Source organism: Salinisphaera shabanensis E1L3A, from assembly GCF_000215955.2.
Lineage (GTDB): Bacteria > Pseudomonadota > Gammaproteobacteria > Nevskiales > Salinisphaeraceae > Salinisphaera > Salinisphaera shabanensis.
Genome location: NZ_AFNV02000001.1, coordinates 148904 through 164658 on the forward strand (window position 1 = coordinate 148904; position 15755 = coordinate 164658).

The following is a 15755-nucleotide window of genomic DNA, read 5'->3' on the forward strand; positions in this document are numbered from 1 at the left end:
GTTACCATTTAGCTGCAGAATACAGCAGATCGTCTTTATTGCAGCAGTCGCGGGCCGCTGGACGACAAACCGACGGCATGATGGATCATGATCTGGCGTATCGGCGCGAGGTTCGCCGCCACACCGATCGCGCTCTGGCGCAGCGTACGCAGCAATGGATTGGTACTGCCATAGACACGTTTGAAGGCATCGGTTGCGCCCAGCATCATCAGGTTTTCGGCCATGCGCGCGCGCTGGTAACGGCGCAGATACGTCATGTCGCCCGCGTCGCGGCCCGCGTCACGGCCCGCCTCAAGCGCGTCCGTCATGCCGGCCACGTCCAACAGGCCAAGATTCACGCCCTGCCCGGCCATGGGATGGACCACGTGCGCGGCATCGCCCACGAGCGCGACGCGAGGACGGCAATATTCACGCGCGTGTTGCAGCTTGAGCGGAAACGATGCGCGCTGATTCATATGTTCAATCTCACCCAGCACCCCGCCACTGGCCGCGGTCAATCGTTCACAGAACGTGTCGTGATCGAGTTCGGCCAGCTCCGCCGCAAGCGCATCATCAGCGTGCCACGCCAGCGAACAGCGGCCATCGGATAACGGTAGAAACGCCACCGGCCCGGTCTCGGTGAACCGCTGCCAGGCAATATGCCGATGGTGACGTGCCGGTGTGACCGTGCCGACCGTGCACCGCTGGCCATAGGCCCAACCGGTGGTTTCAATACCCGCAGCGGCCCGAACCGGCGAATTCGCCCCCTCGGCGCCGACTACGAGCGCCGCACTCACCACCGAACCGTCATCCAGGCACAGGCGTGCGGCATCGGTATCGAACGCCAGGCTTTCCATCTTTGCCGGGCAATATATATCGACGTCGGTGAGCGCCTGCCAAGCGCTATCGACGATCAGATGGTTCTCCACGATATGACCCAACTCAGGCAGGCCGACCGCGGTATGTTCGAGAAACAGCTCGCTCGCGCCACCGGCCTCCCAGACCTTCATGCCGGTAAACGCACAGCAGCGACGGCGCTCGACCGATGCCCACAAGCCGAGGTTCTCGAGCACGCGGCGCGTACCGGGCGCAATTGCAGATACTCGCAGCCCGTAGTCTTCGTTGCTATCGAAGCGCGTGGGGCGCTTCGCTTCGACGAGCGCTACCGAGAAATCGGCGCGCGACAGCGCGACCGCAAGCACGGCGCCGACCATGCCGCCACCCACGATGGCCACGTCATAACGAGGGGTGCGACTACTCATGACGATGCCTCGCGAATACGCGCCGGTGCCAGGGCCAGCCCCATGCTGCGTCGGGCCATGTCGTCACGAATCGACGGCAGCAGCGACAGACCGAACAAACCCGCGCCGCGGGCGTGATCGAGCATGGGAATACGATTGGAAAATAGACGCACGATAGTGTCGGTGAAATTGGCCACGCGATGCTGATCGGGCCGACGGGCTTCGGCCCAGCCGGACAACAGGTCGGCATCCCCCGGGTCGAAGGCACTATCGGCCGCCAGACGCTCGCGCAGCATCGCGGCCAGCAGCAGCGCGTCGCGAATGGCGAGATTGAACCCTTGCGCGGCGGCCGGATGTAGCGCATGGCCGGCATTGCCGATCAACACCGCGCGATCGACCGCCGCGCGGTCGCAAAGCACGCGCGCCAGCGGATAGCTGCCCCGCGGCCCGGCCAGCTTGAGTGCGCCCAGACGCTGGCCGAACGCCGCCTGCAGTTCATCCATGAATTCGTCTTCGTCGACCGCGCACATCCGTTCGGCACGTTCGCTGGGCAGCGTCCACACCGCGGCACAGCTGGCCCGTGTGCACGGCAGCAGAGCGACCGGGCCGTCCGGCGTAAAACGTTCATAGGCGCAGCCGCCGTGCGCACGTTCGGGCTCGACGAACGTCACGATGGCGCGCTGATGGTAATCGTCGATATGGGCGCCGATACCCAGCGCACTCCGCACCGACGAGTTGGCGCCATCGGCGCCCACCAGCAAACGCGTACGCAGAATTTCGCTCGCGCCATCCTTGCTGGCGCAGGTCAGTTCGATGCGTTCGCCGGCGGCGTCGCGCGTAAGCGACTCGAAGCGTGCCGGCGCAATCACGTCGACCTGAGGCATCTGCGCCAGCCGCGCGCGTAACACCTCGATCATGGTGACGTTGTGTAGAACATAGCCGAGTGCGCTGAGATCGTAGTCTGCGGCATTCACCCGCACACTGCCGAACCGTCCCTGCTGGGATACGTGCAGCCGCTTGATCGGCGCGGCGTCGTGCGCCATGTCGGCCCAGAGGTCGAGTTCTTCGAACATGGCACGTGTACCAGCCGCGATCGCGGTCGTGCGTGCTTTCATGTTTTCGTCGGCCGGCGCATCGAAGGCCACGGCCTCGACGAGCGCGATCGACAGGCCCGTGTCGGCCAGCGCGCAGGCAAACGTTGCGCCAGCCAGTCCACCACCCACCACGGCAATATCGTAGTCGCGACTCATGCGATTTCGCTCCGGTAGGGTTTGGCCATCAGTGCCTCGATCTCATCGGCGTCCTTGGGCACATCGGCCGTCAGCACCTCGCAGCCGGTTTCCGTGATCACGATATCGTCCTCGACCCGAATACCGATATTGGCAAAGCGCGATGACGGATTGTCCTCGGCACGGACATACAGCCCGGGCTCGACGGTGAGCGCCATGCCCGGCTCGAGCAGACGCCATTCACCCTCGATTTTATAGTCGCCGACATCATGCACGTCCATGCCCAGCCAGTGACTGGTGCCGTGCATGAAATAAGCGCGGTAGCTTTCTTCGGCGATCGCCTCGTCGACCGTGCCTTCGAGCAGGCCGACATCGATCAGGCCGGCAACGAGCACTTCGAGCGCGGCCTGATGAACGGCGTTCATCGGCTGGCCCGGCTTCGCGGCTTCGATCGCCGCGCGGTTGGCCGCGAGCACGATATCGTAGAGCTCGCGCTGGGCAGCAGAGAAGCGCCCATTGACCGGAAAAGTGCGCGTGATATCACCGGCATAGCCACGATATTCGGCGCCGGCATCGATCAGCACCAGGTCGCCGTCGGCCATGGGCGCACTGTTTTCAATATAGTGCAGCACGCAGGCGTTCTCGCCGGCACCGACGATGCTCGGATAGGCCCGGTGCATACCATCGCTTTCGAAGGTGTAATGCAGGATCGCGGCGAGCTGGTATTCATACATGCCAGGACGCACCGACTGCATCGCCGCCGCGTGCGCGCGCGCGGAAGTCGCCGCCGCCTGGCGCATGAGAGCGATCTCGGACTCGGATTTGCGAAGCCGCATTTCATGCAGCAGCACGTCGAGCGCCAGGACTTCGCGCGGTGGAACACTGCCTCGTCCCTGACTGCGCAACGCGCCCAGGTGATCGAGTACGCTCTGTTCAAATTCGGGATGCCCACCGAACGTAAGATAGAGCGTGCGACGGCCATCGAGCAGACGGCCGATCCAGTCTTCGAATTCGTCGATGGCATACGCCCGATCCGCACCGTAATCGGCCATCGCGCCCTCCGGTCCGGCACGCCGGCCGATCCAGATTTCCTGATCGGCGTTGCGTGCCCGGCAGAACAGCAGGTAATCGCCTTCATCGAAACCAGGCGCAATCACGGCAATCGCTTCAGGTTCGCAGAACCCGGTCAGATAGCGAAAATCGCTGTTCGGCCGGTACGGATAGTCGACATCGTTATTGCGATTGCGCTCGGGCGTGGCGGCGATGATCGCAACGCCCTCGGCGCCAACGATATTGGCCACACGGGCGCGGCGTTCGGCATGATCCGCCGGATCGTCGGTATGACGTAGATGCCGTTGATCTCTCATCCGATCCCTCATCCAGAAAAAGTCTGCCTTTGGCCTGTCAGCTATGCGTCTAGTGCAGCGATTCGCGCCGGGTCGGACCTTCGCGCTTGGGTTGCAGCTCGAGGAAAACCATCTGTACGCCGACACGTACATACTCGACCAGCTCGGCATAATCGGCCTCGGCCGATTCATTGTCCGCATCTTCGGCGGTCAGCCCCGCACGCGAGAGCTCGGTGAGATCGTTGACTACCTCGCCGACTTCGCCCGAGAGGTTGTTGATATCGAACGTGCCGTCGGCGCTCAGGCCATACAGAAAACCGGCGCACCAACGCGCCAGCGCCTGCACGCGCCGCTCCAGCTCGACATCGTCGGCTGGCAGTAGCGGCTGAAAACTCAGGTCGGGATCGAACAGGCCTTCGAGCGTCATCTCGCGCAGCGCGTCGAGCGCGCCGTCGATCTTGTTGTTCTTGACGTCCTCGACTGCACGCGCGCCGCTGATTTCGTTATCCACACACAGCATGCCCGTCAGGGTGCCGTGCACTTCACCCGGCGTCTGTACCGATTCGGCCTGGGTCAGCCCCACCTGCAGGGCTTCGAAAATATTGTTCTGGCTGTTGCCTTGGCTCATGTCGCGCTGCTCGTTTGCAATACGCCATGGTAGCAAAGCCCATTGTCGAGCCGGGACAAAAAAAGACGCCGGCAAGACGGTTTTTCAGTGCCTTCAAACAACTTTGATCGAGGCTATCGGGTGTTCGTTTCCACGGATCACGCCCCCCCGGGGCACAACACGCCTCCTGTTCGCTTAATCAACCCGACGCACCCGCAGTAAAGCTCAAACAGCACAGATAGGCCGCGTTATAGAAAGCATGCACGCTCACCGGTATCCAAAGCCGCTCATGGCGTTCCCAGAGCGCACCAAACACCAGTGCCGGCAAAAACGTCGCCAGCGCCCACATCGGCGGGTGCGCAAGCAGATGGGCGAACGCAAACAGGGCCGCTGTCAGCCCATTGGCCGCGCTCACTGGCCCAACACGTCCCGACATGCGCTCGCGCAGAAAGTCATGCACGCCGAGCCGGAAGACGATCTCTTCGAGCCATGGCAGCAGAACAACCGCCATGCCGAAAGTCATCGCGCCGGGCCAGCGCAGAGTCAGATGCGCTGGCGTGATCGCTACGATCACGCCGAGCGCCGGCACCGCGGCTACAAACGCCGCCGCATATGCCGGGTCGTGCCAGGGCGCACGCCGGGCGCGTCTAGATGACGCGGCGACGGCGACAGACCCCGGCCGCGGCTGCAGCCAGCAACAACACCCATAGCGGCTCGAAACGGCCCTCGCCGGTGAGCGTACAGCCGCCGCCGCTGCTGCCGCCATCGTCACTGCTGCCACCCGAGGTCGCCGCACCGCCATCATCCGTAGCGGGTTGCGCCGCCGGATCTTCCGGCGTCTCGTTTTCGTCTCGGCCAGCGACCGCCTGATCCACTTCATCAGGGCAGCGCGTACCGTTGGCCAGCGTCCAGCCGATGTCTTCGAGCAGACAGGCAGACAAGCCAATGCCGTCATCGACGTTGTCGTTGCCGGTGGCAAACGGTTCCATGATCTGATCCGGATCGAGCGATATGTCCCAGTGCGAGATCGAGCTGCCAGGCCGGATGCTCGACGGCGCATAAAGCATTACCCGCCCTTCTTTCAGGCCGCGGCTGTCGGTAAGGATACTGGCCGCCCGGCTGCCGGTATTGATATCACTCCACACCACGTCCGGGCCGTTGGTCAACGACTCGGCACGCTGCTCGTCGGTGAGTTCGGTCCAGAGCGGGTCGCCGGGGAAGGACAAATCCTGGATGAAGGTGCTGTAGATATCAGGAAAGCGTGCGCCCCCGTTGCTCGTCTGCGGAAACTGTCCGGCGCGCGAGGTGGCGTTGTCCGTGAGCGCGACCAGCGACACGAAGCCCACGCCATGGGTCAGCTCGTGCTCGACCGTACTTACAAAGCTCGGCCGGCCGGCCGGCGTTGCCCCATCGACGCCGTAATACCAACTCGCCCCGCCGAGACAGTCGGTGCCCTCGTCGAGATTCGGGTTGAATGTCGCACGAATATCGTTATCGGTATCGGCTACCCGTGAGGCAAGTAATGCGTTGGCCAGCGCCAACGGGTAGAACACGTTTTGTTCGACCCGGTCGTCGTCGGAAAAGTTGGCGACATAGCTCAGCGGTCCGGCCGCGCCCAGCGTCGCGCTGTCGCGTTCGCAGGCCAGGCCTGGGTTAAAGCCAGCCAGAATCCGAATGGGCACGCTGCTGTCGATACGGCTACCCAGAATATCGGCCGCATATTGAAAAGCGATCCGCCGTTGCGCGCCCAGCGTGACCCCGGTGTTGCCGCCTTCCGGCGCGACCGGCGTGGCGTCGTTGAAGCCACTGTCTGCACCGTCGTTGACCACCAGCACCATGTCGGCCGCCTGCACAGCCGAGCCGCCGGCCAAGAACATGGCGATACCGAGAGCACCCGCGCCTATCGATCGTGTGCAGCGCATAACGCCTCCGTATCGTCGCGGGCCGCATCGTGAGCGGCATGGCCCATACGCAGACTGCCGTCGGGACAACGCACCGCGCGCGTGCTTGGCGCAGACTCGAAACTGGGCGTGAGCATTTGCGCGCCTTCGCTGTTCTTCCAGGCTTTCGGCTCGGCGCCGCCGGCCTGCTGTCCAGCCTCGCCGGGCGGCGTATCTTGAGCTTGTTCGGCCGGCGGCTGAATGATGTCGCCGGTTTCCGGGTCAATGAACACTTTCTGTTCGGCGGCGAACACGGCCGTGGAACCCGCGATGCCGAGGCTTGCAGCAATCAGCCATGCCACAACCGGTGTTTTCAAAAATCGCATTGGCTTCATCATGGTTGCATGACCCTCATACCTGAATGTTCGACCTGGCTTACGCCACTCACTGTCATCAAGTTTCGGCGGCCGGTATACCATGACGTATTCCGACGACACCCAAGTCGGCGCAGGCCGACGCTACAAACCGCATATGGCAATACTGGACTGGCAAGACACCCTCACGACATTAATCCGTCATCGCACGATCAGCAGCGACAATCCGACGCTGGATTGCGGCAATCGCGACGCGGTCGAGGATCTGGCCGATCAACTCGAACAGGCCGGTTTCGCCTGCACGATTACGCCCATGCCAAGCCGCGACGACAAGGTGAACCTGATCGCACGCCTGGGTACGGCCGAACATGCAAGCGAAAAAGGGCTCGTTTTCGCCGGTCATATCGATACCGTCCCTTACGACGATAACGGCTGGGAAAATGATCCCTTTAGCCTTATCGAGCGTGACGGCAAGCTGTACGGCCTGGGCACCTGCGATATGAAAGGCTTTATAGCGATCGCCGCTGCCGTCGCCAGCGAATATGCGGCGCACGACCTGACCGCACCCGTCAGCCTGCTCGTGTCCGCCGACGAGGAATGCGGCATGGACGGCGCCCGCGCCCTGCTCGATGCCCATCGCGAACACGGCCAGCGCCCCGGCCGCTTCTGCGTGATTGGCGAACCGACCAATCTGGTCCCGATCCGCCAGCACAAGGGCATCTTCATGGAGACCGTCGAAGTGCACGGCGCGTCCGGCCATTCCAGCAACCCTGCGCTCGGCGCAAACGCCATCGAGGGAATGTATCGGGCGCTGACAGCGATTCGCGAGCTTCGCGACGAACTGGCCGAACGCCAGCGTATTGCCGGCTTTCCCGTGCCCCATGCCACGCTCAATCTCGGCGCGATCTCGGGCGGCGACAATGCCAATCGTATTCCGGCGCGCTGTCGGCTCGACATGGACCTGCGTTTTCTGCCCGGCATGACCATCGACAGCCTGCGCGCGGAACTGCACGAACGCGTCGATGCCGCGCTCGCCGACAGCGATTGCACGGTGCATTTTCGGGAACTGTTCACCGGCACGCCGGCGTTCGAAACCGCAGGCGATTCGCCGATCGTTACCGCCTGCGAGGCGCTGTCCGGCCATCAAGCCGCGGCCGTCGATTTCGGCACCGAAGGTTCGTTCTACAACGCCATGGGCATGGACAGCGTAGTGCTCGGCCCGGGCGATATCGCCCAGGCGCATCAGCCGAACGAATATCTGGCGCTAGAGCGTGTGGCGCCGATGCAGCGCATTCTGCACGGGCTCATCGAGCGTTTCTGCCTCGCCCGCTAGGCATCACATCCGCATAATAAGCGGATGAACACGCCGAATACTGCCCAGCAATCCGGGGCGCCCGCGCGCGACGCCGATTCGAACCATCCGGACATGGTCGCCTCGCTTCGCGCGAGCGCGCCCTATGTGCATGCCCACCGCGGGCGTACGTTCGTGATCCATGTGCCGGGCGAGGCCGCCGCATCGAGCGCGTTTACCGATCTCATCTACGACATCGCCCTACTCGCCAGCCTGGGCGTACGGTTGGTGATCGTATTCGGCGCACGCCCGCAGATCGATACAGCACTCGCCGATGCCGGCCTGGCAACCCGTTTCGTCGACGGCGTCCGGGTGACCGACAGCGCGGCCCTTGCCTGCGTGAAACGCGCGGTCGGCAGCCTGCAGATGGATATCGAAGCGCTGCTGTCAACAAGCCTCGCGAGCACACCCATGGGTGGTGCCCGTATCGTCACCGCCAGCGGCAACCTGGTGACCGCTCGGCCAGTGGGTATCGCTGGCGGCGTCGATCACGGCCATACCGGCGAAGTCCGGCGTATCGATGTAGCCAGCATCAACGACCATCTGGAACGCGGCGCGATCGTGCTGATGTCCTGTGTGGGTTATTCGCCGTCGGGCGAAATCTTCAACCTGTATGCCGAAGAGGTGGCGACCGCGGCCGCCACGGCCCTGGCGGCCGACAAGTTCGTGGTGCTCCACCCCGGTGCGTCGCTGCATGAACGCTTTGCCGATACCCCGGCCGAACTGGATACCCAGACCGCACGGCGCTTACTGGCGGCCGAATCCGCGCCGCTGGAAACAGCCGACCGGGCCCGCCTGCAGGCGGCCATCAATGCCTGCCAGGCCGGCGTGGCCCGTGCCCATCTGGTGAGTTTCGATACCGATGGCGCGCTGCTGCGCGAGCTGTATTCGCGCGACGGCGCCGGCACCATGATTGCCGCCGACACCTACGACATCACCCGAGCGGCCACCGCCGACGATCTCGGCGGCGTGCTCGCGCTTATCGAGCCGTTGGCCGATGCCGGCATTCTGGTGGCCCGTTCACGAGAACAGATCGAGCTCGATATCGGCCACTATCTGGTACTCGAACGCGACGGCCTGATCACAGCCTGCTGTTCGCTCATGCCCTACGCCGAGGAGGGCGTGGGCGAGCTGGCTTGTGTCGCCGTGCATCCGGATTATCGTGGCCAGGACCGGGCCGAACGCCTGCTCGTGGAAGCCGAGCGGCGCGCGCGTGTGGCCGGGCTGCAACGCATTTTCGTGCTCACCACCAAGACCCCGCACTGGTTTGTGGAGCACGGCTTTGCCCCGGCCGATCTGGATGCCCTGCCCCTTGCCAAGCGCGCGCTCTACAACTACCAGCGCAACTCGGCGGTACTGATCAAGAAACTGGCATGAGCCGGCGTGGCCACATACCGCGCGTGTTCGTCGATAGCGCGCTTTACGTCGATCAGACCCTCGAACTGGCCGAGGCCAAGCGTCATCATCTGGCCACCGTACTGCGCCTGGGCGTCGACGCACCGGTCACGCTGTTCAACGGCGACGGCCACGAATACGGCGCGCGTATCGTTCAGGCCGATCGCAAGCGCATGACGCTCGCCGTGGAAACCCGGCATTCGCCAGAGCGCGAATCGTCGCTGTCGATCACGCTCTATCAAGCCATTGCACGCGGCGATCGCATGGATTTCGCGCTGGCCAAGGCGGTAGAGCTCGGCGTGAGCGCTATTCGGCCTGTATTCACCGAGCGCGGCAAGGTCAAACTCGAGGGCGAGCGGCTTACGAAAAAACAGGCGCACTGGCAGGCGGTGGTCGAATCTGCCGCGGAACAGAGCGGGCGCCTGGTCTGCCCGGCACTTCATACGGCCGCACGCCTGTCGACCTGCCTCGATAGCGATCGCGACCATCTGCGCCTGATGCTGGCCCCGACGGCGCCCGCCGGTCTGGCCTCAACGACACCGCACAAGCATGTCGCGTTGCTCATCGGTCCCGAATCCGGCCTATCGGAGCCGGAAATCGATACCGCCGCCACGGCCGGCTGGCAGCCCATTACGCTGGGCCCGCGCATTCTGCGTACCGAAACCGCCGGCATGGCGGCCCTGGCTGCCCTGCAATCGCTCTGGGGTGACCTCGGCGGCTAACGCGGTACCGGCGCAACGCGCCTGTTGGACGTATCGATTGCAACCGATTGCGTAGCGTCTGGATAGGATTCAGCGGCCAGGAGATTCCGCATGGGCTTTGCTAATCGCAACGCCCGGCCGAGTGCCGCCCATTCAAACACCGCACCATCCTGGCGCCCCGTGCGTGCCAACTCGCGCCACGGGCGATCTTCGGCTGCGCAGGAATCCTTCGTCTACGCGCAACAAGCGGCATAGCAGCGGCGAGCCACGCCGGTTGAACAACCACTAGGATTTGACCGATGTAAAACGATCATTTTACCCTTCGTTAATGGATATTGATACACAGCTGCTTAGCGCCGCCGAGCGCCTTTTCGATCACGACGGTTTCAATGCAACCGGGATGGGCCGTGTCGTTAACGAAACGCGTCTGTCGAGCCGTACCGTCTACAAGCACGTGGGCAGCAAGAACGCGCTGATGGCCCGCGTGCTGGCCGAACGCCGGAAACGTTTTTTCGAACACACCGATTTCACGACCACGACCGCGCTTTTTGCGTCGTTGCAACGCTGGGCCGATGCCGAGGGCGTACGCGGCTGCCTGTTCTTTCGCGTTCAGGCGGAGACCGGCGGCAGCATCCCGGAAATCGCCGCCCAGGTGGCGGCCTATCAGGCGCAGCTGCGCACCCGCATCGCCGATCTCGTTGCAAGCGAAGCCGGCGTGGTCGACGAGCAATTGACCGATCAGATTCTTGCCCTGTTCGAGGGTGCAACAACGGCCGCGACTTACCGTGGCACAGCGGTGATCGGGGCCGCGCACGCCTGCGCCCTTGAACTGGTGCGCAAGCGGGCACAGCAATGACGCCCGCGATACGGGTCGGCGCAACCGGATTCGGACTCATCGCGGTCTGCTACGGCTTTGCACGGTTCGCTTTCGGCCTGTTTTTGCCGCAGATGCGCGCGGATCTCGAATTCTCATCCACTCTGGCCGGTGGCATATCGGGCGGGGCGTTTGCAGCTTATTGTGTTGCGATCATCATTTCGGCCCGCCTTTCAGAGCGTTTCGGCCCGCGTGCCGTCGCTGTGTGTGCCGCCGTAATCGCGGCTGCCGGATTATTTGGCATCGCGCTTTGCAGCTCGTCGGCATGGCTTGCGTTCTTCGTCATCCTGGCAGGCACGAGCACTGGCCTGGCCTCACCGCCGATGGCCGATGCGGTCTCGCATGCGGTCGCACCCGCGCGTCGGGACCTTACCAATACGATCATCAACGCAGGCACGAGTGCGGGGGTAGGTTTATCCGGCCCGTTCGCATTGGCACTCGGTGACGACTGGCGGCTCGTTTTCATGATTTTTGCGGGGACCGCGTCTGCGCTGGGTATGGCCGCGTTTGTGGCCTTGCCCGCAGCCAAGACGGGCGGCGCACGAACCCGCGGTCAGGGCCTGCCACGGCTGAATCCCAACCTGGCGCGGTTGATTGCCGCGGCGTTTCTCATGGGCACGGCAAGCACGGCGCTGTGGTCGTTTGGCGGCGAGATCGCCCAGGCCCGGCTCGACTGGTCGACCGGTCGTATCGGCATGCTGTGGATCGCGATCGGTACGGCAGGCATTGTCGGCGCGAGCGCGGGCTGGCTGACCACACGCCTTGGCATCAACACGGTCCATCGCATTTTCCTGGTCGCCCTGAGCGCGAGCATCGCGATCACCGGGCTGTCGTTCACGACGCCGCGCCTTACCTTGATCGGTGGTGCCCTGTTTGGCGCGGCCTACGTCATGCTCACCGGTGTCTATCTCGTATGGGGGACGAAAACCCTGCCCAACCGCCCCGGCACCGGCTTGATGGTGGGTTTTTTAACTATTGCCGTGGGCCAGACCGCCGGCGCGCCGCTGTTCGGGCTACTCATGAGCCAGATATCCTTACAGACCGCTGTGGTCGTATTTGCCGGCCTGGGTCTGGCACCCCGACTTTTCCTATTTCGTCCAGCCGCGGACTCAAAAATCGCCTGCCGCAAGCGCTTCGGATAGCCCTTGCGAAGGCCATTGCGCCGGCCTATTGAACTGCCACAGAAATTTAATTTCTCAACTCCTTCAGAAGTGCTTGCAAGCGCCGTAATATAACGCTTCAAAGCCCACTCGGCGGTCGTCGAGTGCTATCCATCAGCCTTAAGTAGTCGCCGTGAAAGCGCTGATTTCCCTCGGATTTGCCCTTCGTCGCGAGTATGCGTCGGGATATGTACGTCTGGCACGCCTGCGCGCAGCGCTCGCATGGTGGTGGATGTTGCGTTCCAGACGCTACATCGTGCTGCGTAATCTCATCGTTCAGACGCCGAGCGCGATCATCCACCTCGGGCTGGTGGTCGTGAGCACACGCGGGCTGTTCATCGTCGAACCGCTTGATGCCGGGATCGCCCACGACCTGGGCACCACGGACTGGACACAGCGCGCCACGGAGCTTTCCGCCGCCAACGACGACCCGGTAAGCCGCTGTGAACACCAGGCCCAGGAGCTGGCTGAGCTGCTTGAAGAAAACCGCAGTTTCGTCAGCCCCGTGCTTGTGACCGTCGGCAGCCTTCCGGCCGAGCGGCCGGCCAATGTCGTGCATGGCGCGGCACTGGTGGATTACATCCGCAGCTATCGGGTTGAAGTGTTCTCCCATCGCCGGCTCGAGCAGATCGTCACGCAGATTTCGGCGCACGCGCCGGCGCAGCTACAGGCGGCCGCCTGATCACCACGGGCGGCCTCAGGCCACGTTTTCTCACGGCTGACTCACGCGCCTAGCGCGAGCCGCGACCTGCCTGCGCTACCATGCGCGCTTATCGACAATTGTTGTGGCGCGGCACTGACGCGCGCCCTATTTCAGGAGCTGCGGCATGACGACCCGTCTCGGCGTCGTGATGGACCCCATCGCGGATATCACCCCTTACAAGGACACCACCCTGGCATTGCTGCTCGAAGCCATGCGCCGCGAGTACGAAATCATCTATTTCGAGATGTCCGATCTGTTCGTGCGCGATGGCGTGGGCTACGGCACGGGCCGCCGCCTCGAAGTGTTCGATGACAACGTTGACTGGTATCGCTTCACCGGCGAATCCGAAATCCTGCCGCTGGCCGAGCTGGATACGATCCTCATGCGCAAGGATCCGCCGTTCGATACCGAATACATCTATGCGACCTATATCCTCGAGCTGGCCGAAAACGAGGGCACGCTCGTAGTCAATCGCTGCGACGCGCTGCGCGACGTCAACGAAAAGATGTCGATCAACCGCTTCGCCCACCTCACCGCGCCCACGCTGGTGGCCCGACGCAGCGCCGACTTCAAGCGCTTCATTGGCGAGCACGGCGATGCCGTGATCAAACCGCTCGATGGCATGGGCGGTTCGCGAATCTTCCGCGTGAAGACTGGTGACGACAATATTTCGGTGGTGCTGGAAGTGCTCACCGAGCACGGCACGCGCTATGCGATGGCCCAAGCGTATCTGCCGGCGATCAAGGACGGCGACAAGCGCATCCTCGTGGTCGACGGCAAGCCGGTGGATTACGCCCTGGCCCGCGTTCCGGCCGAAGGCGAGCTGCGCGGCAACCTGGCCGCCGGCGGGCGCGGTGTCGGCCGACCGCTGACCGACACCGATCGCGCCATTGCCGAGGAGATCGGCCCGTACGTGCGGGAGAAAGGCCTGCTGTTCGTCGGCCTGGACGTGATCGGCGACAAGCTCACCGAAATCAACGTCACCAGCCCCACCTGCGTACGCGAGCTCGACAAGCAGTTCGATATCAATATCGCGGCGCTGCTGTTCGACGCAATCGAGCGCCGGTTGGCCTGATCAGCCGATGTCGAGCGTTCGCGCGCGTTTTTGCTTCTGCCTCGCGATCGCGCTGATCTTGCATGCAGCGCTACTGGGCTGGTCGAACGAGTCGTCGCAGTCTGAGGATGGCCGCTTGCTCGCGGCTACGCGCACTGTGGCCGACGCGGCCGAGGCCGCACCGGAGACCGCGATACGCGCGACACGGAATCAGCAAGGCGACGACCGAAGCTCGCAGCATGCATTGGCGGCCAGCCCGCCTGTTGAGCCACGTCCGGATGCACGTTTGCAGCCGGATGGGGCACGTACGATCACGCGCTTCGTCATGGTCGCCGAACCCGTCATCGAACAGCGCGACGAAGCGCCCGATACGCCCAGCCCGCCAGTCGAGGTCATACGCGAACCGCAGCCCGCGCAGATTTCGGCGGCAGCACAGGATGCACGCGCCGAATATCTGGCGGCCTGGCAAGAGCGTATTGAAACGCGCGGCAGCCGCCGGTACCCGCGCGCACTGCTGGATGCCGAGCATCCCCGCCGGCTGACCATGGCCGTGCGCGTGCGCGCCGGCGGCACACTGCTTGCCGTGCGCGTGTTGCGATCGTCGGGCAACGACGCGCTCGACAATGCCGCGCTGGCAATCGTGCGCGGTGCCGCACCCTACCCGCCTTTCGACGAACCGTTGATCGCCCTCACCGATGAATTGAGCTTCGCATACGACTGGCTGTTCGAACCCGGCGGTTCGGGCCAGATCAGCCGCAACGACTGAACGGGCAATACGCTCATTTGCCCGCATGCAAGCCGTCAGCGGATAATGACGTCATGACACATGGAATATTCCGCAACCAGTTCCTGCTTGCCATGCCGGGCCGTGTCGGGGGCGATTTCGCCGACAGCGTGACCTTCATCGCCGAGCACAACGACGACGGTGCCATGGGGCTGGTCATCAACAAGCCCAGCGATCTCACCGTGCGCGACATGCTCGCGCATATGGATATCGAAGCCCATGTACCGGCCGAGCAGCCGGTCTACTGGGGCGGCCCGGTTCAGACCGAGCGCGGTTTCGTGCTGCATCGCGATGAAGGCCGCTGGGAGTCCACGCTCAAGGTGGGCGGCGGTCTCGCGCTGACGACGTCGCGCGACGTGCTCGAAGCCATCGGTAACGGCTTCGGTCCCAGCGAGTATCTGATCACGCTCGGCTATGCCGGCTGGGGCGAAGGCCAGCTCGAAGACGAAATGCTGGCCAACAGCTGGCTCAACACGCCCGCCAGCGACCAGATCATCTTTTCCACGCCGGTAGAAACACGCTGGGCTGCGGCAGCGCGCCTGCTTGGGCTCGAAGTTCATCAGCTGTCCGGACTGGTCGGGCATGCCTAGTACTGAACTGAAGGAGCAAGGCCATGGCCGGTGATGCCAACGTCATGCTGGGCTTCGATTTCGGCACCAAGCGCATCGGTATCGCCGTGGGCAATGCCATCACCGGCAATGCCCAGGCGCTGACCACCTTGCATCACAGCAACTCCGGCGGCGGGCCCGACTGGCAAGGTCTGACGCGCATCGTGGCTGAATGGCGCCCCGGCGCGCTGATCGTCGGTCTGCCCCTGGCCAGGGATGGGTCCAGCCAACCCATGACCGAAAACGCACAAAAGTTCATGCGTCAGCTCGGCGAGCATTTCGATATTCCCGTGCATGCCATGGACGAACGCTTTTCCACCATCGAAGCCGTGGAGCGCCTGCGTACCGCACGCGCAAGCGGCAGCCGCGGCAAGCGCCTGTCCAAGGGCGACTCCGACTCCATGGCCGCCCAGGTCATACTAGAAGGCTGGCTCGCGAACAGCGGCCCCTAGCGACACGACACTTGCCG

At 63.7% G+C, this 15755-nt stretch carries 17 protein-coding genes; 10 read left to right on the plus strand and 7 right to left on the minus strand.

Annotated features, from left to right (window positions below; all coding sequences use genetic code 11):
* Positions 1 to 35: 35 nt before the first annotated feature.
* The 7 genes from SSPSH_RS00675 to SSPSH_RS00705 all read right to left on the minus strand — a co-directional run bounded on the left by SSPSH_RS00675 (position 36) and on the right by SSPSH_RS00705 (position 6668).
* Complete coding sequence (locus tag SSPSH_RS00675) at positions 36 to 1241, minus strand: UbiH/UbiF/VisC/COQ6 family ubiquinone biosynthesis hydroxylase (RefSeq protein WP_006913285.1); 1206 nt, start codon at positions 1239 to 1241, stop codon at positions 36 to 38.
* Positions 1238 to 2470: a 2-octaprenyl-6-methoxyphenyl hydroxylase gene (gene ubiH / locus SSPSH_RS00680; protein WP_006913284.1), complete on the minus strand. Its 1233-nt coding sequence runs from the start codon at positions 2468 to 2470 to the stop codon at positions 1238 to 1240. Before ubiH ends, SSPSH_RS00675 begins: the two co-directional genes overlap by 4 nt.
* On the minus strand, positions 2467 to 3816 hold the full coding sequence (gene pepP / locus SSPSH_RS00685; RefSeq protein ID WP_006913283.1) for a Xaa-Pro aminopeptidase: 1350 nt from the start codon (positions 3814 to 3816) through the stop codon (positions 2467 to 2469). Before pepP ends, ubiH begins: the two co-directional genes overlap by 4 nt.
* 49 nt (positions 3817 to 3865) lie before the next feature.
* Positions 3866 to 4423: a UPF0149 family protein gene (locus SSPSH_RS00690; RefSeq protein WP_006913282.1), complete on the minus strand. Its 558-nt coding sequence runs from the start codon at positions 4421 to 4423 to the stop codon at positions 3866 to 3868.
* A gap of 178 nt (positions 4424 to 4601) precedes the next feature.
* Positions 4602 to 4976 carry a JDVT-CTERM system glutamic-type intramembrane protease MrtJ gene (gene mrtJ, locus SSPSH_RS18905; RefSeq protein ID WP_161627789.1) on the minus strand — a complete coding sequence of 125 codons (375 nt, stop codon included), beginning with the start codon at positions 4974 to 4976 and terminating at the stop codon, positions 4602 to 4604.
* Positions 4977 to 5049: 73 nt separating this feature from the next.
* Positions 5050 to 6279 (minus strand): JDVT-CTERM domain-containing protein, encoded by a 1230-nt coding sequence (locus SSPSH_RS18910; protein ID WP_051339707.1) that lies wholly within the window; start codon positions 6277 to 6279, stop codon positions 5050 to 5052.
* Between the two features lie 23 nt (positions 6280 to 6302).
* Positions 6303 to 6668 (minus strand): hypothetical protein, encoded by a 366-nt coding sequence (locus SSPSH_RS00705; protein ID WP_006913279.1) that lies wholly within the window; start codon positions 6666 to 6668, stop codon positions 6303 to 6305.
* A 91-nt stretch (positions 6669 to 6759) separates the two neighbouring features.
* On the opposite strand from SSPSH_RS00705, the gene argE reads away from it, so the two are divergent.
* The 10 genes from argE to ruvX all read left to right on the plus strand — a co-directional run bounded on the left by argE (position 6760) and on the right by ruvX (position 15738).
* Positions 6760 to 7989 carry an acetylornithine deacetylase gene (gene argE, locus SSPSH_RS00710; RefSeq protein WP_006913278.1) on the plus strand — a complete coding sequence of 410 codons (1230 nt, stop codon included), beginning with the start codon at positions 6760 to 6762 and terminating at the stop codon, positions 7987 to 7989.
* Between the two features lie 24 nt (positions 7990 to 8013).
* Positions 8014 to 9384, plus strand: a complete 1371-nt coding sequence (gene argA / locus SSPSH_RS00715; protein ID WP_006913277.1) for an amino-acid N-acetyltransferase — start codon at positions 8014 to 8016, stop codon at positions 9382 to 9384.
* On the plus strand, positions 9381 to 10124 hold the full coding sequence (locus SSPSH_RS00720; RefSeq protein ID WP_006913276.1) for a 16S rRNA (uracil(1498)-N(3))-methyltransferase: 744 nt from the start codon (positions 9381 to 9383) through the stop codon (positions 10122 to 10124). The genes argA and SSPSH_RS00720 overlap by 4 nt, the downstream gene beginning before the upstream one ends.
* A 307-nt stretch (positions 10125 to 10431) precedes the next feature.
* Complete coding sequence (locus tag SSPSH_RS00725; protein WP_006913275.1) at positions 10432 to 10959, plus strand: TetR/AcrR family transcriptional regulator; 528 nt, start codon at positions 10432 to 10434, stop codon at positions 10957 to 10959.
* On the plus strand, positions 10956 to 12119 hold the full coding sequence (locus tag SSPSH_RS00730; RefSeq protein WP_006913274.1) for an MFS transporter: 1164 nt from the start codon (positions 10956 to 10958) through the stop codon (positions 12117 to 12119). The genes SSPSH_RS00725 and SSPSH_RS00730 overlap by 4 nt, the downstream gene beginning before the upstream one ends.
* A gap of 151 nt (positions 12120 to 12270) precedes the next feature.
* Complete coding sequence (locus SSPSH_RS00735) at positions 12271 to 12819, plus strand: nuclease-related domain-containing protein (protein WP_006913273.1); 549 nt, start codon at positions 12271 to 12273, stop codon at positions 12817 to 12819.
* Positions 12820 to 12964: 145 nt separating this feature from the next.
* On the plus strand, positions 12965 to 13915 hold the full coding sequence (gshB, locus tag SSPSH_RS00740) for a glutathione synthase (protein WP_006913272.1): 951 nt from the start codon (positions 12965 to 12967) through the stop codon (positions 13913 to 13915).
* Between the two features lie 7 nt (positions 13916 to 13922).
* Positions 13923 to 14660, plus strand: a complete 738-nt coding sequence (locus SSPSH_RS17610; RefSeq protein WP_006913271.1) for an energy transducer TonB — start codon at positions 13923 to 13925, stop codon at positions 14658 to 14660.
* Positions 14661 to 14713: 53 nt separating this feature from the next.
* A complete protein-coding gene (locus tag SSPSH_RS00750) occupies positions 14714 to 15268 on the plus strand; it encodes a YqgE/AlgH family protein (RefSeq protein WP_021031253.1) in 555 nt (184 codons plus the stop codon).
* 23 nt (positions 15269 to 15291) lie between these two features.
* Positions 15292 to 15738, plus strand: coding sequence for a Holliday junction resolvase RuvX (ruvX, locus tag SSPSH_RS00755; RefSeq protein ID WP_006913269.1), 447 nt, complete (start codon positions 15292 to 15294; stop codon positions 15736 to 15738).
* Positions 15739 to 15755 lie beyond the last annotated feature (17 nt).